Below are 24,123 nucleotides of genomic sequence, written 5' to 3'. Positions count from 1 at the left end.
AGTGCGAACACTCGTGAGAGATCTGTAGAAGAACCGGCTGGCCGGTTGCATCCTTGCGGCTAGTTCTGAACCACTTGCCCATTGGAGATGAGTCCCTGTAGGGCAGCGGGAGATTGCGGGTGGGTAGAAGAAAGCTGATCAGTTCGAAGGAGACGACAACGCTCCTGGGGATCGCGGCGGACGAGCATCTTCCACCAGCGCCAACGGATGCTTGTTGCCTTCGCCGTCAACTCCGATCGCGGCGACCAGCACGAGATCGTCGCCGAGATGCAGCCCGTCGATTTGGACCACCAGAAGGTCGAGCGCGGACAGATCGGCAGCCATGAAATCGGCCAGCCGCGCCGCCGACAGCGCTACGAACCTCCGCGAGGCCGCCGACTTCGAAACCCCCGATCGGGGCGGTGCCGGCACGTCACCCTCGGGCAGCCGGACAGCGCGGCCGAACCGGCGCGTCGACACATTGATCAGCATCAGGTTCATCGCCCAGCGACCGAGCCAGTCCTCCTGCGCCGCCGTTTCCCAGCTCGGGATCGTGACCTCGCGGCCGTCCACGCCCCGAACCCGCGGGCGCTCGACTTCGATCTTGCCGCCGTGGAAACCAATCCGTCCCCGCGTTCGGTCCCAACGGTGCGCCCGCCGCGCCGCATCGCGACCGTGGCGCGGTCCGCAGGCCGCCACAACATCCGCCTCCATCATCATGCCGAGCGCCTCGATCCCTGCCGCCAGGCAGAACCGATCGAAGCTCGCCCGCACTTCCGCAAACGCCTCGTCCACAGCCCCGGTCGCCGGCCAACCAGCCGGTGTGATATCTCTCGTCATGGCGTTGCTCTCCTTTGTGGAATCAGCACCCCGAGCCTACCGGCTCAAGGTGGGCAACGCCGACCTCTTCAGAAATTCAACAGAACCCGGGACATCCCCGGCTCGTCCGGTTCAAGCCGTCAATGTCCTAAGATCGACAATTGGACAGCAGTATTTCCGCGTTCGGCGCGAAACGACGAGATCTTTCTTTAGGAAAGAGCTTGCAGAACGTCTTTGGCACGGCGATTGCTGCGACGGTGGGCGTCACATCACAATGGTCTGCACTCCGCCAAGAGTTCAGATCAACCCTGTTCGATTTATCCATGTCCATGGCATGCTGATGCTGCCGCTTCCATGGCGCGCACCCGTCGCGAGGTCTCTCACATGCTCATGTCGCTTGGAGTTCTGGCGATGACTTGGCCACAACGGTGCCAAGGAGGAGGTGCTGCGCGCCACGTTCCAGGTGAGAGGTGCCGCGAGCCATTCGTGGCAGATCGAGCTGGCGAGCGTCAATCTACAGCTGAAGCGGGGCGATCCGACGCCAGCAGTGGGTGCGGACCTAGTTTTCTCAGGAGCTGACGGCGATGGAAGGATGTCAGTGTTGGCTTAGATAGGCAATTAGCTGATGCGCTGGCGTATCTCTAGTCATGTTCAGAGTTGGTGGCCAAGCGGTCGGGCGTATCACATGCCGCCAAGTTTAATCGCTAGTCGTCGCAGATCCTGTGCGGATTGTGGGGGCTTGGCCGGTCAATCGACCTGCCGTTGAAGTGGGGTGCCACGCTAGTGGCAGAGATAAGGCTTTATCATGGATGTGAAGCGCGATCGTCATGACCCAGAGCTATCGCCAAATTTTGGTGACGGCCGGGCCGGTCAGGCGGCGGCGGTTTTGGGCTCACGGTCAGCCGTGCTTGGCGATGACCTCAATCCCGTCGTTGAATGTCACACCGAGCACGAGTTTTGGCAACTGGTTGTGACCATCGAGTCGACGCCAACTTTTCTGCGCGGCCTCGGCCAGTTTGAAGACCATCGCGAGCGCCGTCCTGTTGGACAGGCAACCCTTCGATCGGATCGTGCGGTGGCGCACGGTGGCGAAGGTGCTTTCAATGGGATTGGTCGTCCGCAGGTGTTTCCAGTGCTCGGCGGGGAAGTCGTAGAAAGCCAGCAGCGTGTCCCGATCCTTGCCGAGGCAGTCGGCCGCCTTTTCGTATTTGGGTGTGTAGCTCTCGATGAAGGCGTCGAATGCCAGCTCGGCGGTGGCCTTGGACTCCGCCATCCAAATCTCCTGCAGCGCGCGTTTGGCTTTCGGCTGCTGGCTCTTTGGCAGCTTGGCGAGCACGTTGGTGGTCTTGTGCACCCAGCAGCGCTGCTCGCGCGTTGTCGGCCAGACCTCACCGGCGGCCTTCCAGAACCCGAGCGCGCCGTCGGCAATGACGAGCCGCGGCGACACGTCGAGCCCACGCCGCTTCAGATCGAGCAGCAGATCGCGCCAATCGTGCGCGCTCTCGCGGGCGCCATCGGTGAAGCCGACCAGTTCCTTGCGGCCTTCCGGCGTCGCGCCGATCAGCACCAGGATGCACTGCTTCTCGTCCTCGAGGCGAGCTTCGAGATGGATGCCATCGGCCCAGATGTAGACATAGCGCCTGGCCGAAAGATCGCGCTTTTGCCACGCGGCGTACTCGTCGAGCCAGCCGTCCTTCAGGCGACCAACGGCGGATGCCGACAACCCGGCAGCATCCTTGCCGAGCAGCGCCGCCAGCGCCTCGGAGAAGTCGCCGGTCGAGATCCCCTTCAAATAGAGGATCGGCAGCAGCGTCTCGATCGACTTCGACCGCCGCATGTAGGGCGGCACGACCGATGGCGAGAACCGGATACGGTCGGGATCGGCGGCGGCCTCGCGATCGCGCACACGCGGCTGGCGGACGGAGACTGGACCGATCCCGGTCATCACCTCGCGCTCCGGCAGGTGACCGTGGCGGACCACACGCTGCTGGCCGTCCTCGGTCTTCACATCGGCATGCTTGCCGAGAAAGTCCGCGACCTCGGCCTCGACCGCCTGCGCCAACAGAGCGCGGGCCCCGTTACGCAAGATTTCGGTGAGTTGGTCGTCGAACACTCCTGGCTGAATCAGCTTGGTGACGTTATCGTTGGACACGGCATATCGCTCCTTCGGTGGAGAAGTGGAGGCGTCAAGCACCCCCACGATATGCCGCCTTCCCGATTCCCGCCGTCACCAACTTTCAGCGATAGCTCCATGACCCATGTGGGTTGGCATTGTTGAGCAGCGAAGCAGGCGATTTGGATGAGCAGAGACCCCTAGTGTCACCAATCGGTTCTACGGTCTTTGTTGGTGGCGGTACGTTAGCCATTGGGTGCGCTCAGCTAGCAATGGAGATGGGGCACGTCATCCGCGTGGCGCTGTGTGTCGACGCCATATTCCGCGATTGGGCTGCTCGCGCTAATATCTTGTGTGTCGCGAGCGTTGAAGAGCTCTCGATAGTGCTCAACACCGAGTCAGTGGAGTGGGTGTTTTCCGTCGCCAACCCATTCGTATTGCCACCGGATGTGATGAGTCTCGTACGACGAGGCGCTTTCAACTATCATGACGGTCCATTACCGCGGTATGCTGGAGTTCATGCGACGTCTTGGGCGCTGCTGGCCCAAGAGACCGAATATGCCATCACGTGGCATCGTATCGATGATGGTGTTGATACGGGGGACCTGGTTGTTCAGCGCCAAGTCTTGATTGCGCCCATCGACACGGCGTTAACTCTGAACCTCAAATGTTATGAGGCTGCAGTCGAGAGCTTCCGCGAGCTTTTAACCGGTCTAGCGAATGGGGCGTTAAGTAGCTGGCCGCAGGCGCTGGCGGACAGAAGTTACTTTCCGAGACGTCGACGTCCAGATGCGGCAGGCTGTCTGCGATGGGGTCGCTCCGCGCAAGATCTGTCAGCGACGACACGCGCCTTAGATTTCGGGCTGTATCATTTCAATCCGTTATGTCTGTCTAAGGCTCTTGTGGGCGATGACGTTGTCGCAGTCAGGTGCTTGGAGGTGTCGTCTGGCCGCTCGGGCTTTTCAGCGGGCTCCCTGGTTGAAGTCGACCCCGGCCATTGGCGGGTGGCGACGGGTACAAATGACGTTTATGTCTTCTTTGGCAGTTTAGGTGCTGAAGTTTTGGACGCGCAGACACTCGCGCGGCGCTGCGATCTTTATGTAGGCGATCGCCTCCCGATCTTGAGCGATGACGAGGCGCGGAGCATAACCGTTGCGCACGAAATGCTGGCGCCTCGGGAGGATTTTTGGCGACAGCGGCTTCAGCAGTTCAAAATGTCGCAGCTTCCTTTTCTGTCGTCTTCAGAGGCTATGGCTTCGCCCAGATGGCAGTCGAGTTCCCGACTCATTCCAATTGCTTTGGCCGAGTTGTCGGCAGTTGATCGCACTGAACACTTGCTGAGTGCTTGGCTGATATATCTCGCCCGCATCACTGGTGAATCAGAGCTTCAATTGGGATGGACTCCCGCGCCGAGCGGATCGCGAGCCGGGTTGAAATCGTCGATGGAGATGCTTGTTGCCTCTGTCGTGCCCATGCAAGTTACCATTGATCTTGATCGTGATTTTGCAGAGGTGCACAGGGCAATCGCCTTCGAATGCGCTCAGCTGAGGGAGAACGATAGCTTTGCGCGGGATCTTATCGTGCGCTGCCCGACGTTGCGGGGTATGGGGGCGCTACGGTCGCGCCGACCTTGGCCGATGGGCGTTACTGTTACGGAAAACAGCTGTTGCGCTGCGGATGATCTAGCTTCGAGCCCGACTTCTGAAACGGTCCTATCCGGCGATCTCTTGACGTTTGAGGTTTGCGCTCTGGATGGCAGCTTCCGATGGCACTTTGATGCAGGTCGCTTGGCTCCAAGGCAGGTCGACCGCCTGACGGAGCATTTGCAAAATTTGTTGTTTGCTGTGATGGCCGATGCGCAACAAGCGGTGGGGCGGATTGATCTGCTGTCGACTGCTGAGCGCGCGTATCTGTTGGAGGAGCTGAACCGGACGGCGGCGCCGTATCCTGAGCAGCAGTGCATCCATGAGCTGTTCGAGGAGCAGGTGCGCAAGGCGCCGGAGGCGGTGGCGGTGGTCTTCGAGGACGAGCGCCTGAGCTACGGCGAGCTCAATGCGCGGGCCAACCGGCTGGCGCATCACCTGATCGGGCTCGGGGTCAGGCCGGACCAGCCGGTGGCGATCTGCCTGGAACGCAGCCCGGCGATGGTGGTGGGGCTGTTGGCGATCCTCAAGGCGGGTGGCGCCTACCTGCCGCTGGATCCGGCCTATCCGTCGGCGCGGCTGCGCCAGGTGCTCGACGATGCCGCGCCGCAGCTGCTGCTGGCCGATGCGGCGGGACGATCGGCGCTTGGCTGCGATGCGCTGGGGGATGTGACGGTGGTCGATCTCGAGACGGCGACACCGGCCTGGGCCGAGCTGCCGGCCTCGAACCCCGACCCGCGTGCCCTCGGCCTGAGCTCACGCCATCTCGCCTATGTGATCTACACCTCAGGCTCAACAGGCACCCCAAAGGGCGTCATGGTCGAGCATCGGGGATTGGTCAATCTTGTAGCATGGCATGTGCAAACGTTTTGTCCGCAACCAGAAACCAGCTGTGCACTCACAGCTGGAATGGCATTCGATGCCAGCACTTGGGAGCTATGGTCTGCGTTGTACAACCGCAGCACATTGCTGCTCCCGCCCAGAGCACCGGCCGGAGATTCTCTACTTCTGCTGAAGTGGTGGCGTGATCAATCGCTGGGAGTTGGCTTTTTGATCACGCCGCTGGCCACGATCGTGTTGGAAGATAAGCTGGTAAATTCCACATTGAAGTACTTGCTTATTGGCGGTGATCGTCTCCAACGTGTGCCTGCGCCTCTACCAGCGGGTCTAAAGCTAATAAACAACTATGGGCCTACGGAAGCTACGGTCGTAGCGACCTCGGGACGGCTCTTCGTCGAAGACGTAGTGCCGCATATCGGCCGTCCGATTGCCAACACGCGAGTGTATCTGCTGGACGGTCATGGTGCGCCGGTTCCGTTTGGGGCGGTGGGGGAGCTTTACATTGGCGGGGCGGGAGTTGCGCGGGGCTATCTGAACCGGCCCGCGCTGACGGCGGAGCGGTTCATCGCCAGCCCCTTTGTGGAGGGCGACCGGCTGTACCGGACCGGGGATCTTGCGCGGTACTTGCCGGACGGCAATCTGGAGTTCCTGGGCCGCAACGACGAGCAGGTGAAGATCCGCGGCTTCCGGATCGAGCCCGGGGAGATTGCGGCGCGGCTTTGCGAGCACCCGTTGGTGCGCGAGGCGGTGGTGGTGGCGCAACAGGATGGCGCCGGCGACAAGCATCTTGTGGCCTATCTGGTGTGCGCGCCCGAGGCCGGCTCGGACGAGGAAGATGGAAGCACGTTGGCCGGCGCCTTGCGCGCGCATGTGAGTGCGCGGCTGCCGGACTACATGGTGCCCTCGGCGTTCGTGCGGCTATCGGGGCTGCCGCTGACGGTGAACGGCAAGCTCGATCGCAAGGCGCTGCCGGCGCCGGAAGATGATGCGTATGCGCGTCGGACGTACGAGCCGCCGCGGGGCGAGATCGAGACGGCGCTGGCCGAGATCTGGGCCGAGCTTCTGGGGCTCGAGCGGGTCGGGCGCCACGACCACTTCTTCGAACTGGGCGGCCACTCGCTGCTGGCGGTACAACTGATGGAGCGTCTGCGGCGGCTGTCGCTGGGGGTGGAGGTGCGCACCCTGTTCGCCAGGCCGGTGCTGGCCGATCTGGCCGCAAGCCTTGGGTGTCATCACGAGGTGGCGGTCCCGGCCAACCTGATCACGGCAGAGAGCAGCTCGATTACGCCGCAGATGCTGCCACTGATCGAGTTGGCGCAGGAAGAGATCGACCGGATCGTCGCCACGGTGCCCGGTGGCATCGGCAACATCCAGGACATTTATGCGTTGTCGCCGCTGCAGGACGGCATCCTGTTCCATCATCTGTTGGCGACGAAGGGCGATCCGTATCTGCTGGTCTCGCAGATGGCGTTTGCCGAGCGTGGGCTGCTGGATCGCTATCTCGCCGCGGTTCAGCGGCTGGTGGATCGGCACGACATTCTGCGTACGTCGTATGTCTGGGAGGGCCTGTCGCGCCCGGCCCAGGTGGTGTGGCGGAAGGCGCCGCTGGATGTGACCGAGGTTGAGCTGGGCTCTGGCGGTCCTGGCCACGCGCAGCTCAGGAGACGGTTTGATCCGCGCCGGCACCGCATCGATCTTGGCCGGGCGCCGCTGTTGCGGTTTGTGATTGCGCGCGAGCCCGACAGCGCGCGCTGGCTGCTTTTGGAGCTGCAGCATCATCTGATCGGGGATCATACCACGTTGGAGGTGATGCATGCCGAGGTCCGGGCTGTGCTGGAGGGACGTGAGCGTGAGCTGGCAGTCCCGCAGCCGTTCCGCAACCTGGTGGCGCAGGCGCATCTCGGCGGGGACGCCAAAGCGCATGAAGAGTTCTTTCGGACGATGCTGGCGGACATCGATGAGCCGACCACGCCGTTCGGCTTAAGCGAGGTGCGCGGCGACGGCGGCGGGGTTAATGAAGCGCATCGGATGCTGCCGCAGGCGCTGCACACGCGGCTGCGCAGCCAGGCGCGGCGGCTTGGGGTGAGCCTGGCGAGCCTATGCCATCTGGCCTGGGGGCAGGTGGTGGCGCGCAGCAGCGGCCGCGAGCAGGTGGTGTTCGGCACGTTGCTGTTCGGCCGCATGCATGGGGGCGTTGGTAGCGACCGTACCATGGGCCTGTTCATCAACACCCTGCCGCTGCGGCTTGATCTTGATGGGACCGGGGTCGAGGCGAGCGTGCGGACCACGCACGCCCGGCTGGCCGAGCTCTTGGCGCACGAGCATGCCTCGCTGGCGCTGGCGCAACGCTGCAGCGGCGTTGCGGCGCCGGCGCCGCTGTTCAGCGCGCTGTTGAACTACCGCCACAACACGCCGGCGGCAATCTCCGGCGCCGGACCGGATGATGAGCTGTCCGGCGTGGAATGGCTGGGCGGGGAGGAACGCACCAACTATCCGCTGACCTTGGCGGTGGAGGATTTTGGCGAGGCGCTCGGGCTGACGGCGCAGGTGGTGGAGGGCATCTCTGCGGAGCGGGTCTGCGGCTACATGCAGCGGGCGCTCGAGCAACTGGCCGAGGCGCTGGCGCATGCGCCGAACACGCCGGTCCGCGAACTGGATATCCTGCCACCTGCTGAGCGCGCGTATCTGTTGGAGGAGCTGAACCGGACGGCGGCGCCGTATCCTGAGCAGCAGTGCATCCATGAGCTGTTCGAGGAGCAGGTGCGCAAGGCGCCGGAGGCGGTGGCGGTGGTCTTCGAGGACGAGCGCCTGAGCTACGGCGAGCTCAATGCGCGGGCCAACCGGCTGGCGCATCACCTGATCGGGCTCGGGGTCAGGCCGGACCAGCCGGTGGCGATCTGCCTGGAACGCAGCCCGGCGATGGTGGTGGGGCTGTTGGCGATCCTCAAGGCGGGTGGCGCCTACCTGCCGCTGGATCCGGCCTATCCGTCGGCGCGGCTGCGCCAGGTGCTCGACGATGCCGCGCCGCAGCTGCTGCTGGCCGATGCGGCGGGACGATCGGCGCTTGGCTGCGATGCGCTGGGGGGTGTGACGGTGGTCGATCTCGAGACGGCGACACCGGCCTGGGCCGAGCTGCCGGCCTCGAACCCCGACCCGCGTGCCCTCGGCCTGAGCTCACGCCATCTCGCCTATGTGATCTACACCTCAGGCTCAACAGGCACCCCAAAGGGCGTCATGGTCGAGCATGCCCAGATAGTTCGTTTATTCGAGGCTACCGAAAGCTGGTATGGCTTCAACGAACACGACGTATGGTGCCTGTTCCATTCCTTCTCGTTCGACTTCTCAGTTTGGGAGTTGTGGGGCGCACTGCGCTATGGTGGGCGTTTGGTTCTCGTGCCGAGCCATATGGTTCGCTCTGCTTCTGACTTCCATGATCTCATCTGCAAATCCGGCGTCACAGTTCTGAACCAGACCCCCTCGGCCTTTAAAGCTCTCATGGAGGTGAAGTCTCAGAGCAGTGTTCGAAGCCGCATTCGATATGTGGTTTTTGGTGGGGAGGCTCTGGAGCCACCGATTCTGCAGCCGTGGTATGCAAGGCATTCCGATTGCGCCCCCAAACTGATCAACATGTACGGGATTACGGAAACGACCGTGCATGTCACCTATCGGCCGCTTGATCAGTCTGACACTTCCAACTCGGGTAGTCCGATTGGAGGGCGCATCCCCGATCTTCGGTTGTACGTGTTGGATCGATTTGGCCAGCCGGTTCCGTTTGGGGCGGTGGGGGAGCTTTACATTGGCGGGGCGGGGGTTGCGCGGGGCTATCTGAACCGGCCCGCGCTGACGGCGGAGCGGTTCATCGCCAGCCCCTTTGTGGAGGGCGACCGGCTGTACCGGACCGGGGATCTTGCGCGGTACTTGCCGGACGGCAATCTGGAGTTCCTGGGCCGCAACGACGAGCAGGTGAAGATCCGCGGCTTCCGGATCGAGCCCGGGGAGATTGCGGCGCGGCTTTGCGAGCACCCGTTGGTGCGCGAGGCGGTGGTGGTGGCGCAACAGGATGGCGCCGGCGACAAGCATCTTGTGGCCTATGTGGTTGCGGCGGCGGAGCATGCGGCCGAAGCTGCGGAAGTTGATCTTGCCGGCACCTTGCGGGCGCATGTCAGTGTGCGCTTGCCGGAGCACATGGTGCCGGCTGCGTTTGTGCGGCTCGCGGTGCTGCCCGTGACGCCGAACGGCAAGCTGGATCGCAAGGCGCTGCCGGCGCCGGAAGATGATGCGTATGCGCGTCGGACGTACGAGCCGCCGCGGGGCGAGATCGAGACGGCGCTGGCCGAGATCTGGGCCGAGCTTCTGGGGCTCGAGCGGGTCGGGCGCCACGACCACTTCTTCGAACTGGGCGGCCACTCGCTGCTGGCGGTACGGTTGCTGAGCCGGCTGTCGCAGGCTGTGGGTGTAGCGCTGCCGCTGACGATGCTGTTTGGCAAACCAGTGCTGGCCGATCTGGCGGAGAGCATTGCCGAGGTGTTGGGTCGGACCGGTCCACAAGACCTGCCGGCCGTAGCGGCTGTGTCTCGCGAAGCGCCCCTTGTGCTGTCGTTTGCGCAACAGCGGCTGTGGTTTTTGGCGCAGCTGGATGCGGGCAGCACGACCTATCACATTCCGCTAGCGTGGCGGCTACGCGGCGTGCTCGACCGCACCGCCTGGCAGCGCAGCCTTGACCGTTTGTTGGCACGTCATGAGGCGCTGCGGAGCATCTTTGTCACCTCGGAGGGCAAGCCCTGGGTTGAGGTGCTGCCGCCGGAGGCGCCGCTGCCGGTGCTGGAGCATGATCTGCGGGACAGGCCAGACGCAGAGGCCGCGTTGTCGGAGCTGTGCAAGGAGGAGGCGCGCACGGCGTTCGATCTGGTGCGCGGCCCGCTGATCCGCGGTCGGTTGATCCGCACCTCCGATGAGGAGCATGTGTTCCTGCTGACGCAGCATCATATTATCTCGGACGGCTGGTCGCTGGGCGTCTTGGTGCGTGAACTCAATCAGCTGTACCGGGCGTTCGTGGCCGGAGAAGACGATCCGCTGCCGCCGCTTGCGATCCAGTATCCGGACTATGCTGCCTGGCAGCGGCGGTGGCTGTCGGGGGAGCGGCTGCAGAGCCAGGCGCAGTATTGGCGCAACACCCTGGCTGGCGCGCCGGCCCGTCTTGCCTTGCCAACGGACCGGCCGCGGCCGGCCCAGCAGTCGTTTGCCGGGGCCCGTGTGCCTGTCATCATCGATGCGGATCTGACACGAGATTTAAAGCGGCTGAGCCGGCAGCGTGGCACGACGTTGTTCATGACGGTGTTGGCGGCGTGGGCCGCGGTGCTGTCGCGCCTGTCGGGGCAGGACGATCTTGTGATTGGGGTGCCGAGCGCCAATCGAGCCCGGTGCGAGATCGAAGAGTTGATCGGCTTCTTCGTGAACACCCTGGCGCTTCGGCTTGACCTGTCTGGCGCGCCGAGCGTGGCGGAGCTGTTGGAACGGACGCGGCGTGTGGCCTTGGGAGCGCAGGAGCATCAGGACCTGCCGTTTGAGCAGGTGGTGGATATCGTGCAGCCGCCGCGGCATCTTGATCACACGCCGTTGTTCCAGGTGATGCTGGCTTGGGAGAATAACGCCACTCAGTCCTTCGATCTTCCCGGGCTGATGGTGCAGGCGGCGGCGGATGGGTACGATCAGGTCAAGTTTGATCTGGAGCTGAACCTGGGTGAGCATGGCGAGGTCATCGCCGGAACGCTGGGCTATGCTACGGCGCTATTCGATCAAGTGACCATTGAGCGGCAGCGTGGTTATCTGCTGGCGCTGCTGCGGGCGATGGCTGCCGATGCGCAACAAGCGGTGGGGCGGATTGATCTGCTGTCGACTGCTGAGCGCGCGTATCTGTTGGAGGAGCTGAACCGGACGGCGGCGCCGTATCCTGAGCAGCAGTGCATCCATGAGCTGTTCGAGGAGCAGGTGCGCAAGGCGCCGGAGGCGGTGGCGGTGGTCTTCGAGGACGAGCGCCTGAGCTACGGCGAGCTCAATGCGCGGGCCAACCGGCTGGCGCATCACCTGATCGGGCTCGGGGTCAGGCCGGACCAGCCGGTGGCGATCTGCCTGGAACGCAGCCCGGCGATGGTGGTGGGGCTGTTGGCGATCCTCAAGGCGGGTGGCGCCTACCTGCCGCTGGATCCGGCCTATCCGTCGGCGCGGCTGCGCCAGGTGCTCGACGATGCCGCGCCGCAGCTGCTGCTGGCCGATGCGGCGGGACGATCGGCGCTTGGCTGCGATGCGCTGGGGGATGTGACGGTGGTCGATCTCGAGACGGCGACACCGGCCTGGGCCGAGCTGCCGGCCTCGAACCCCGACCCGCGTGCCCTCGGCCTGAGCTCACGCCATCTCGCCTATGTGATCTACACCTCAGGCTCAACAGGCACCCCAAAGGGCGTCATGGTCGAGCATCGGGGATTGGTCAATCTGGGGTTGGCTCAGATCGTGCTTTTTGGCGTTTGTTCGAACAGCCGAGTGGTGCAGTTCGCCTCCTTTGGTTTTGATGCCAGTGCGTGGGAAATTGTCATGGCATTTGGCTCAGGAGCCGCATTGCATTTGCTTGCGGATGAGCTCCGTCAATCGACTAAAGAGCTATCGGATTATCTGCGAAACGAAGCCATCACGCATGCGACGTTGCCTCCAGCATTGCTTCAGGGAAGCCAGAATCTGGAATATTTGGCGCCGCAACTTCTCATTCTTGCTGGAGAGCTCCCGAGGGCCGAACTTATCCGAGGCCTGCCTGCAGCATCTATTGTGAACGCCTATGGACCTACCGAAGCAACAGTCTGCGCGACGACCTGGAGTTGCCCGGATGATTTTGATGGCGCAGCTGTCCCGATCGGCCGTCCGATTGCCAACACGCGAGTGTATCTGCTGGACGGTCATGGTGCGCCGGTTCCGTTTGGGGCGGTGGGGGAGCTTTACATTGGCGGGGCGGGAGTTGCGCGGGGCTATCTGAACCGGCCCGCGCTGACGGCGGAGCGGTTCATCGCCAGCCCCTTTGTGGAGGGCGACCGGCTGTACCGGACCGGGGATCTTGCGCGGTACTTGCCGGACGGCAATCTGGAGTTCCTGGGCCGCAACGACGAGCAGGTGAAGATCCGCGGCTTCCGGATCGAGCCCGGGGAGATTGCGGCGCGGCTTTGCGAGCACCCGTTGGTGCGCGAGGCGGTGGTGGTGGCGCAACAGGATGGCGCCGGCGACAAGCATCTTGTGGCCTATCTGGTGTGCGCGCCCGAGGCCGGCTCGGACGAGGAAGATGGAAGCACGTTGGCCGGCGCCTTGCGCGCGCATGTGAGTGCGCGGCTGCCGGACTACATGGTGCCCTCGGCGTTCGTGCGGCTATCGGGGCTGCCGCTGACGGTGAACGGCAAGCTCGATCGCAAGGCGCTGCCGGCGCCGGAAGATGATGCGTATGCGCGTCGGACGTACGAGCCGCCGCGGGGCGAGATCGAGACGGCGCTGGCCGAGATCTGGGCCGAGCTTCTGGGGCTCGAGCGGGTCGGGCGCCACGACAATTTCTTCGAACTGGGCGGCCACTCGCTGCTGGCGGTACAACTGATGGAGCGTCTGCGGCGGCTGTCGCTGGGGGTGGAGGTGCGCACCCTGTTCGCCAGGCCGGTGCTGGCCGATCTGGCCGCAAGCCTTGGGTGTCATCACGAGGTGGCGGTCCCGGCCAACCTGATCACGGCAGAGAGCAGCTCGATTACGCCGCAGATGCTGCCACTGATCGAGTTGGCGCAGGAAGAGATCGACCGGATCGTCGCCACGGTGCCCGGTGGCATCGGCAACATCCAGGACATTTATGCGTTGTCGCCGCTGCAGGACGGCATCCTGTTCCATCATCTGTTGGCGACGAAGGGCGATCCGTATCTGCTGGTCTCGCAGATGGCGTTTGCCGAGCGTGGGCTGCTGGATCGCTATCTCGCCGCGGTTCAGCGGCTGGTGGATCGGCACGACATTCTGCGTACGTCGTATGTCTGGGAGGGCCTGTCGCGCCCGGCCCAGGTGGTGTGGCGGAAGGCGCCGCTGGATGTGACCGAGGTTGAGCTGGGCTCTGGCGGTCCTGGCCACGCGCAGCTCAGGAGACGGTTTGATCCGCGCCGGCACCGCATCGATCTTGGCCGGGCGCCGCTGTTGCGGTTTGTGATTGCGCGCGAGCCCGACAGCGCGCGCTGGCTGCTTTTGGAGCTGCAGCATCATCTGATCGGGGATCATACCACGTTGGAGGTGATGCATGCCGAGGTCCGGGCTGTGCTGGAGGGACGTGAGCGTGAGCTGGCAGTCCCGCAGCCGTTCCGCAACCTGGTGGCGCAGGCGCATCTCGGCGGGGACGCCAAAGCGCATGAAGAGTTCTTTCGGACGATGCTGGCGGACATCGATGAGCCGACCACGCCGTTCGGCTTAAGCGAGGTGCGCGGCGACGGCGGCGGGGTTAATGAAGCGCATCGGATGCTGCCGCAGGCGCTGCACACGCGGCTGCGCAGCCAGGCGCGGCGGCTTGGGGTGAGCCTGGCGAGCCTATGCCATCTGGCCTGGGGGCAGGTGGTGGCGCGCAGCAGCGGCCGCGAGCAGGTGGTGTTCGGCACGTTGCTGTTCGGCCGCATGCATGGGGGCGTTGGTAGCGACCGTACCATGGGCCTGTTCATCAACACCCTGCCGCTGCGGCTTGATCTTGATGGGACCGGGGTCGAGGCGAGCGTGCGGACCACGCACGCCCGGCTGGCCGAGCTCTTGGCGCACGAGCATGCCTCGCTGGCGCTGGCGCAACGCTGCAGCGGCGTTGCGGCGCCGGCGCCGCTGTTCAGCGCGCTGTTGAACTACCGCCACAACACGCCGGCGGCAATCTCCGGCGCCGGACCGGATGATGAGCTGTCCGGCGTGGAATGGCTGGGCGGGGAGGAACGCACCAACTATCCGCTGACCTTGGCGGTGGAGGATTTTGGCGAGGCGCTCGGGCTGACGGCGCAGGTGGTGGAGGGCATCTCTGCGGAGCGGGTCTGCGGCTACATGCAGCGGGCGCTCGAGCAACTGGCCGAGGCGCTGGCGCATGCGCCGAACACGCCGGTCCGCGAACTGGATATCCTGCCACCTGCTGAGCGCGCGTATCTGTTGGAGGAGCTGAACCGGACGGCGGCGCCGTATCCTGAGCAGCAGTGCATCCATGAGCTGTTCGAGGAGCAGGTGCGCAAGGCGCCGGAGGCGGTGGCGGTGGTCTTCGAGGACGAGCGCCTGAGCTACGGCGAGCTCAATGCGCGGGCCAACCGGCTGGCGCATCACCTGATCGGGCTCGGGGTCAGGCCGGACCAGCCGGTGGCGATCTGCCTGGAACGCAGCCCGGCGATGGTGGTGGGGCTGTTGGCGATCCTCAAGGCGGGTGGCGCCTACCTGCCGCTGGATCCGGCCTATCCGTCGGCGCGGCTGCGCCAGGTGCTCGACGATGCCGCGCCGCAGCTGCTGCTGGCCGATGCGGCGGGACGATCGGCGCTTGGCTGCGATGCGCTGGGGGATGTGACGGTGGTCGATCTCGAGACGGCGACACCGGCCTGGGCCGAGCTGCCGGCCTCGAACCCCGACCCGCGTGCCCTCGGCCTGAGCTCACGCCATCTCGCCTATGTGATCTACACCTCAGGCTCAACAGGCACCCCAAAGGGCGTCATGGTCGAGCATCGGGGATTGGTCAATCTTGTAGCATGGCATGTGCAAACGTTTTGTCCGCAACCAGAAACCAGCTGTGCACTCACAGCTGGAATGGCATTCGATGCCAGCACTTGGGAGCTATGGTCTGCGTTGTACAACCGCAGCACATTGCTGCTCCCGCCCAGAGCACCGGCCGGAGATTCTCTACTTCTGCTGAAGTGGTGGCGTGATCAATCGCTGGGAGTTGGCTTTTTGATCACGCCGCTGGCCACGATCGTGTTGGAAGATAAGCTGGTAAATTCCACATTGAAGTACTTGCTTATTGGCGGTGATCGTCTCCAACGTGTGCCTGCGCCTCTACCAGCGGGTCTAAAGCTAATAAACAACTATGGGCCTACGGAAGCTACGGTCGTAGCGACCTCGGGACGGCTCTTCGTCGAAGACGTAGTGCCGCATATCGGCCGTCCGATTGCCAACACGCGAGTGTATCTGCTGGACGGTCATGGTGCGCCGGTTCCGTTTGGGGCGGTGGGGGAGCTTTACATTGGCGGGGCGGGAGTTGCGCGGGGCTATCTGAACCGGCCCGCGCTGACGGCGGAGCGGTTCATCGCCAGCCCCTTTGTGGAGGGCGACCGGCTGTACCGGACCGGGGATCTTGCGCGGTACTTGCCGGACGGCAATCTGGAGTTCCTGGGCCGCAACGACGAGCAGGTGAAGATCCGCGGCTTCCGGATCGAGCCCGGGGAGATTGCGGCGCGGCTTTGCGAGCACCCGTTGGTGCGCGAGGCGGTGGTGGTGGCGCAACAGGATGGCGCCGGCGACAAGCATCTTGTGGCCTATCTGGTGTGCGCGCCCGAGGCCGGCTCGGACGAGGAAGATGGAAGCACGTTGGCCGGCGCCTTGCGCGCGCATGTGAGTGCGCGGCTGCCGGACTACATGGTGCCCTCGGCGTTCGTGCGGCTATCGGGGCTGCCGCTGACGGTGAACGGCAAGCTCGATCGCAAGGCGCTGCCGGCGCCGGAAGATGATGCGTATGCGCGTCGGACGTACGAGCCGCCGCGGGGCGAGATCGAGACGGCGCTGGCCGAGATCTGGGCCGAGCTTCTGGGGCTCGAGCGGGTCGGGCGCCACGACCACTTCTTCGAACTGGGCGGCCACTCGCTGCTGGCGGTACAACTGATGGAGCGTCTGCGGCGGCTGTCGCTGGGGGTGGAGGTGCGCACCCTGTTCGCCAGGCCGGTGCTGGCCGATCTGGCCGCAAGCCTTGGGTGTCATCACGAGGTGGCGGTCCCGGCCAACCTGATCACGGCAGAGAGCAGCTCGATTACGCCGCAGATGCTGCCACTGATCGAGTTGGCGCAGGAAGAGATCGACCGGATCGTCGCCACGGTGCCCGGTGGCATCGGCAACATCCAGGACATTTATGCGTTGTCGCCGCTGCAGGACGGCATCCTGTTCCATCATCTGTTGGCGACGAAGGGCGATCCGTATCTGCTGGTCTCGCAGATGGCGTTTGCCGAGCGTGGGCTGCTGGATCGCTATCTCGCCGCGGTTCAGCGGCTGGTGGATCGGCACGACATTCTGCGTACGTCGTATGTCTGGGAGGGCCTGTCGCGCCCGGCCCAGGTGGTGTGGCGGAAGGCGCCGCTGGATGTGACCGAGGTTGAGCTGGGCTCTGGCGGTCCTGGCCACGCGCAGCTCAGGAGACGGTTTGATCCGCGCCGGCACCGCATCGATCTTGGCCGGGCGCCGCTGTTGCGGTTTGTGATTGCGCGCGAGCCCGACAGCGCGCGCTGGCTGCTTTTGGAGCTGCAGCATCATCTGATCGGGGATCATACCACGTTGGAGGTGATGCATGCCGAGGTCCGGGCTGTGCTGGAGGGACGTGAGCGTGAGCTGGCAGTCCCGCAGCCGTTCCGCAACCTGGTGGCGCAGGCGCATCTCGGCGGGGACGCCAAAGCGCATGAAGAGTTCTTTCGGACGATGCTGGCGGACATCGATGAGCCGACCACGCCGTTCGGCTTAAGCGAGGTGCGCGGCGACGGCGGCGGGGTTAATGAAGCGCATCGGATGCTGCCGCAGGCGCTGCACACGCGGCTGCGCAGCCAGGCGCGGCGGCTTGGGGTGAGCCTGGCGAGCCTATGCCATCTGGCCTGGGGGCAGGTGGTGGCGCGCAGCAGCGGCCGCGAGCAGGTGGTGTTCGGCACGTTGCTGTTCGGCCGCATGCATGGGGGCGTTGGTAGCGACCGTACCATGGGCCTGTTCATCAACACCCTGCCGCTGCGGCTTGATCTTGATGGGACCGGGGTCGAGGCGAGCGTGCGGACCACGCACGCCCGGCTGGCCGAGCTCTTGGCGCACGAGCATGCCTCGCTGGCGCTGGCGCAACGCTGCAGCGGCGTTGCGGCGCCGGCGCCGCTGTTCAGCGCGCTGTTGAACTACCGCCACAACACGCCGGCGGCAATCTCCGGCGCCGGACCGGATGATGAGCTGTCCGGCGTGGAATGGCTGGGCGGGGAGGAACGCACCAACTATCCGCTGACCTTGGCGGTGGAGGATTTTGGCGAGGCGCTCGGGCTGACGGCGCAGGTGGTGGAGGGCATCTCTGCGGAGCGGGTCTGCGGCTACATGCAGCGGGCGCTCGAGCAACTGGCCGAGGCGCTGGCGCATGCGCCGAACACGCCGGTCCGCGAACTGGATATCCTGCCACCTGCTGAGCGCGCGTATCTGTTGGAGGAGCTGAACCGGACGGCGGCGCCGTATCCTGAGCAGCAGTGCATCCATGAGCTGTTCGAGGAGCAGGTGCGCAAGGCGCCGGAGGCGGTGGCGGTGGTCTTCGAGGACGAGCGCCTGAGCTACGGCGAGCTCAATGCGCGGGCCAACCGGCTGGCGCATCACCTGATCGGGCTCGGGGTCAGGCCGGACCAGCCGGTGGCGATCTGCCTGGAACGCAGCCCGGCGATGGTGGTGGGGCTGTTGGCGATCCTCAAGGCGGGTGGCGCCTACCTGCCGCTGGATCCGGCCTATCCGTCGGCGCGGCTGCGCCAGGTGCTCGACGATGCCGCGCCGCAGCTGCTGCTGGCCGATGCGGCGGGACGATCGGCGCTTGGCTGCGATGCGCTGGGGGATGTGACGGTGGTCGATCTCGAGACGGCGACACCGGCCTGGGCCGAGCTGCCGGCCTCGAACCCCGACCCGCGTGCCCTCGGCCTGAGCTCACGCCATCTCGCCTATGTGATCTACACCTCAGGCTCAACAGGCACCCCAAAGGGCGTCGAAATGTCTCACTGCTCGCTTTTGAATTTGCTCTCGTGCTCGCCGGAAAGTGGTTCGCCAAAACGACGCACCCTTCAGTTTACAACCCTGAACTTCGACGTGGCGTTGCAGGAATTGTTCAGTTGCTGGAGAGACGGTGGCGTGCTCGCGCTCGTGCGGGAAGAGACCCGTGCGGACGTCTCCGCCTTACTGGAGCTTGTGCGGGGTGAGGAAATCGAGCGGCTTTTCCTTCCATTTGTCGCGCTTGACCATTTTGCGGAAGTTTGGGCCTCGCAGCGAGTGCTGTTCCCCTCCTTAAGCGAGATCTATACGGCGGGTGAGCAATTGCGGGCCACCCCAGTGCTCAGGTCGTTGTTTGAAGCACACCCAAGCGCGAGGTTGATGAATCAGTATGGGCCGGCAGAAACCCACGTAGTCACGGAACACCGTCTTCCTGCTGACCCATCATGCTGGCCGCAATTGCCTCCGATCGGCCGTCCGATTGCGAACACGCGAGTGTATCTGCTGGACGGTCATGATGCGCCGGTTCCGTTTGGGGCGGTGGGGGAGCTTTACATTGGCGGGGCGGGGGTTGCGCGGGGCTATCTGAACCGGCCCGCGCTGACGGCGGAGCGGTTCATCGCCAGCCCCTTTGTGGAGGGCGACCGGCTGTACCGGACCGGGGATCTTGCGCGGTACTTGCCGGACGGCAATCTGGAGTTCCTGGGCCGCAACGACGAGCAGGTGAAGATCCGCGGCTTCCGGATCGAGCCCGGGGAGATTGCGGCGCGGCTTTGCGAGCACCCGTTGGTGCGCGAGGCGGTGGTGGTGGCGCAACAGGATGGCGCCGGCGACAAGCATCTTGTGGCCTATGTGGTTGCGGCGGCGGAGCATGCGGCCGAAGCTGCGGAAGTTGATCTTGCCGGCACCTTGCGGGCGCATGTCAGTGTGCGCTTGCCGGAGCACATGGTGCCGGCTGCGTTTGTGCGGCTCGCGGTGCTGCCCGTGACGCCGAACGGCAAGCTGGATCGCAAGGCGCTGCCGGCGCCGGAAGATGATGCGTATGCGCGTCGGACGTACGAGCCGCCGCGGGGCGAGATCGAGACGGCGCTGGCCGAGATCTGGGCCGAGCTTCTGGGGCTCGAGCGGGTCGGGCGCCACGACCACTTCTTCGAACTGGGCGGCCACTCGCTGCTGGCGGTACGGTTGCTGAGCCGGCTGTCGCAGGCTGTGGGTGTAGCGCTGCCGCTGACGATGCTGTTTGGCAAACCAGTGCTGGCCGATCTGGCGGAGAGCATTGCCGAGGTGTTGGGTCGGACCGGTCCACAAGACCTGCCGGCCGTAGCGGCTGTGTCTCGCGAAGCGCCCCTTGTGCTGTCGTTTGCGCAACAGCGGCTGTGGTTTTTGGCGCAGCTGGATGCGGGCAGCACGACCTATCACATTCCGCTAGCGTGGCGGCTACGCGGCGTGCTCGACCGCACCGCCTGGCAGCGCAGCCTTGACCGTTTGTTGGCACGTCATGAGGCGCTGCGGAGCATCTTTGTCACCTCGGAGGGCAAGCCCTGGGTTGAGGTGCTGCCGCCGGAGGCGCCGCTGCCGGTGCTGGAGCATGATCTGCGGGACAGGCCAGACGCAGAGGCCGCGTTGTCGGAGCTGTGCAAGGAGGAGGCGCGCACGGCGTTCGATCTGGTGCGCGGCCCGCTGATCCGCGGTCGGTTGATCCGCACCTCCGATGAGGAGCATGTGTTCCTGCTGACGCAGCATCATATTATCTCGGACGGCTGGTCGCTGGGCGTCTTGGTGCGTGAACTCAATCAGCTGTACCGGGCGTTCGTGGCCGGAGAAGACGATCCGCTGCCGCCGCTTGCGATCCAGTATCCGGACTATGCTGCCTGGCAGCGGCGGTGGCTGTCGGGGGAGCGGCTGCAGAGCCAGGCGCAGTATTGGCGCAACACCCTGGCTGGCGCGCCGGCCCGTCTTGCCTTGCCAACGGACCGGCCGCGGCCGGCCCAGCAGTCGTTTGCCGGGGCCCGTGTGCCTGTCATCATCGATGCGGATCTGACACGAGATTTAAAGCGGCTGAGCCGGCAGCGTGGCACGACGTTGTTCATGACGGTGTTGGCGGCGTGGGCCGCGGTGCTGTCGCGCCTGTCGGGGCAGGACGATCTTGTGATTGGGGTGCCGAGCGCCAATCGAGCCCGGTGCGAGATCGAAGAGTTGATCGGCTTCTTCGTGAACACCCTGGCGCTTCGGCTTGACCTGTCTGGCGCGCCGAGCGTGGCGGAGCTGTTGGAACGGACGCGGCGTGTGGCCTTGGGAGCGCAGGAGCATCAGGACCTGCCGTTTGAGCAGGTGGTGGATATCGTGCAGCCGCCGCGGCATCTTGATCACACGCCGTTGTTCCAGGTGATGCTGGCTTGGGAGAATAACGCCACTCAGTCCTTCGATCTTCCCGGGCTGATGGTGCAGGCGGCGGCGGATGGGTACGATCAGGTCAAGTTTGATCTGGAGCTGAACCTGGGTGAGCATGGCGAGGTCATCGCCGGAACGCTGGGCTATGCTACGGCGCTATTCGATCAAGTGACCATTGAGCGGCAGCGTGGTTATCTGCTGGCGCTGCTGCGGGCGATGGCTGCCGATGCGCAACAAGCGGTGGGGCGGATTGATCTGCTGTCGACTGCTGAGCGCGCGTATCTGTTGGAGGAGCTGAACCGGACGGCGGCGCCGTATCCTGAGCAGCAGTGCATCCATGAGCTGTTCGAGGAGCAGGTGCGCAAGGCGCCGGAGGCGGTGGCGGTGGTCTTCGAGGACGAGCGCCTGAGCTACGGCGAGCTCAATGCGCGGGCCAACCGGCTGGCGCATCACCTGATCGGGCTCGGGGTCAGGCCGGACCAGCCGGTGGCGATCTGCCTGGAACGCAGCCCGGCGATGGTGGTGGGGCTGTTGGCGATCCTCAAGGCGGGTGGCGCCTACCTGCCGCTGGATCCGGCCTATCCGTCGGCGCGGCTGCGCCAGGTGCTCGACGATGCCGCGCCGCAGCTGCTGCTGGCCGATGCGGCGGGACGATCGGCGCTTGGCTGCGATGCGCTGGGGGATGTGACGGTGGTCGATCTCGAGACGGCGACACCGGCCTGGGCCGAGCTGCCGGCCTCGAACCCCGACCCGCGTGCCCTCGGCCTGAGCTCACGCCATCTCGCCTATGTGATCTACACCTCAGGCTCAACAGGCACCCCAAAGGGCGTCATGGTCGAGCATCGGGGATTGGTCAATCTTGTAGCATGGCATGTGCAAACGTTTTGTCCGCAACCAGAAACCAGCTGTGCACTCACAGCTGGAATGGCATTCGATGCCAGCACTTGGGAGCTATGGTCTGCGTTGTACAACCGCAGCACATTGCTGCTCCCGCCCAGAGCACCGGCCGGAGATTCTCTACTTCTGCTGAAGTGGTGGCGTGATCAATCGCTGGGAGTTGGCTTTTTGATCACGCCGCTGGCCACGATCGTGTTGGAAGATAAGCTGGTAAATTCCACATTGAAGTACTTGCTTATTGGCGGTGATCGTCTCCAACGTGTGCCTGCGCCTCTACCAGCGGGTCTAAAGCTAATAAACAACTATGGGCCTACGGAAGCTACGGTCGTAGCGACCTCGGGACGGCTCTTCGTCGAAGACGTAGTGCCGCATATCGGCCGTCCGATTGCCAACACGCGAGTGTATCTGCTGGACGGTCATGGTGCGCCGGTTCCGTTTGGGGCGGTGGGGGAGCTTTACATTGGCGGGGCGGGAGTTGCGCGGGGCTATCTGAACCGGCCCGCGCTGACGGCGGAGCGGTTCATCGCCAGCCCCTTTGTGGAGGGCGACCGGCTGTACCGGACCGGGGATCTTGCGCGGTACTTGCCGGACGGCAATCTGGAGTTCCTGGGCCGCAACGACGAGCAGGTGAAGATCCGCGGCTTCCGGATCGAGCCCGGGGAGATTGCGGCGCGGCTTTGCGAGCACCCGTTGGTGCGCGAGGCGGTGGTGGTGGCGCAACAGGATGGCGCCGGCGACAAGCATCTTGTGGCCTATCTGGTGTGCGCGCCCGAGGCCGGCTCGGACGAGGAAGATGGAAGCACGTTGGCCGGCGCCTTGCGCGCGCATGTGAGTGCGCGGCTGCCGGACTACATGGTGCCCTCGGCGTTCGTGCGGCTATCGGGGCTGCCGCTGACGGTGAACGGCAAGCTCGACCGCAAGGCGCTGCCGGCGCCGGAAGATGATGCGTATGCGCGTCGGACGTACGAGCCGCCGCGGGGCGAGATCGAGACGGCGCTGGCCGAGATCTGGGCCGAGCTTCTGGGGCTCGAGCGGGTCGGGCGCCACGACAATTTCTTCGAACTCGGCGGACACTCGCTGCTGGCGGTGCAGTTGCTCAGTCGCGCAGTCGATCTCGGGATCAAGTTCAGCGCCGCCGACCTCTTCCAAGCCCCCGCTCTAAAGGAACTTGCATCGAACGTTCATTTGGAATCTCAGCCCAGCAGGTCGGGACTGATTTGTGTTCGAGAAACCGGATCGCAGCCGCCGCTGTTCTTTGTTCCCACAGGTTTGGGCGATTGCTCCTATATAGCCAGTTTGGCGCAAGAAATGGATGTCGACTGTCCTGTCTACGGTTTGCCATGGCCGCAATTCAGTGCAGCTCAATTTCCAACTGTTCAAGAGATCGCCTCGCAAGCTAGCATGGCGATTCGCGAGATCCAGCCGCGAGGTCCATATCGGTTCTCTGGATACTCATCAGGAGGAATCTTGGCTTATGCAATTGCGCAGCAGCTACTAAAGCTCAACGAAGCTGTTTCCTTCATCGGCCTAATTGACGTTGTTTTATTTGCAAATGCATCAAGGACATCACCCACCCAAATGATACAAGAAGTACTGCTGGAATCTCTCGAATTAGATGACGAGAAGTTCGAAATCCTCGACCGCTTCGCTGGACAAAATTCAATTTCCCGACTGCTTGAAAAGGCTCAGAGAATTGGGGCGATCCCTCTGGATCGTGATCTCCGCAATGACATTCTGACGTATGAAAGGGCCACGCAGTTCCAACGGGCGCTGGCCTTGTATCAAGTTCCGTCCCTTCCGGTTGAGATACACCAATTCTACGCGAACCGACCTCTTAGCCGTCGGACACGTTCTCGAAAAACTTCGCTAGGTCCAGAAGCAAGTTCGCCTTTGCGGGGTTGGGACCGGATTTTGAGTGCGGAGACCATTCATGCCGTGCCAATTCCAGGCGACCATGTGACTATGATGAGTGTCCCGGAAAACCGCCAAGTTCTGGCTCGACGCCTATCAACGACCTTAAACAGCTCATCGATGCCAGATCGTGTCCCTGAGCATGGTGTAACTGGCGGTGGGACATCGCGTTCGCCGGCGAGGGCCGGACTGGTCAGCTGGCGGTCGCCGGAAGGCTGACGCTTGGATGCTGACGCGGGCGCCTCGTGAGCTGCGCGACGCATTCGACCAAAAAGAGCTCGAGGAACCACTCAAAGTCGTCACGGCAGCTGCAGAGGATATGGGCGTACCCGTTTGAGCGGCCGTACAGGCGTTGATTGATGCTGACCTGCCCCCGAACTTTCATCCAGCGGCAATTAGAGTCTCGACTTATTTTACGCCACGAGGCGCGGGTGGAGCAACATGCGATCGGCGGAGCTGGTCGGGGTTGCGCTAAAATGGACCCGCGGAGCGGGACCGGTTGAACCGGTTTGTTAGTTGGAAACGGATCGCTCCTGATCCCTTTCTATCACG

1 protein-coding gene and 2 pseudogenes are annotated in these 24,123 nt (G+C 64.1%); 1 reads left to right on the top strand and 2 read right to left on the bottom strand.

Annotated elements, in window-relative coordinates:
- Positions 1-183: 183 nt before the first annotated feature.
- Both J4G43_RS52480 and J4G43_RS52475 read right to left on the bottom strand, forming a co-directional pair.
- Positions 184-819 (bottom strand): annotated as a pseudogene (locus tag J4G43_RS52480) (IS256 family transposase); the annotation flags it as partial.
- A gap of 849 nt (positions 820-1,668) precedes the next feature.
- Positions 1,669-2,950 (bottom strand): annotated as a pseudogene (locus J4G43_RS52475) (IS256 family transposase).
- Between the two features lie 239 nt (positions 2,951-3,189).
- Here J4G43_RS52475 and J4G43_RS52470 point away from each other — a divergent pair.
- A complete protein-coding gene (locus J4G43_RS52470; protein WP_208089706.1) occupies positions 3,190-23,790 on the top strand; it encodes a non-ribosomal peptide synthase/polyketide synthase in 20,601 nt (6,866 codons plus the stop codon).
- Positions 23,791-24,123: the final 333 nt, after the last annotated feature.

This window comes from Bradyrhizobium barranii subsp. barranii, assembly GCF_017565645.3.
GTDB classification, from domain to species: Bacteria; Pseudomonadota; Alphaproteobacteria; order Rhizobiales; family Xanthobacteraceae; genus Bradyrhizobium; species Bradyrhizobium barranii.
Note: the sequence above shows the minus strand (reverse complement) of the source record. Positions and strands in the feature narration are given on the sequence as shown.

Bases quoted from the DNA above. Each gene is read 5' to 3' on its own strand.
- J4G43_RS52470 (WP_208089706.1), top strand. From the start codon at position 3,190: ATGGGGCACGTCATCCGCGTGGCGCTGTGTGTCGACGCCATATTCCGC.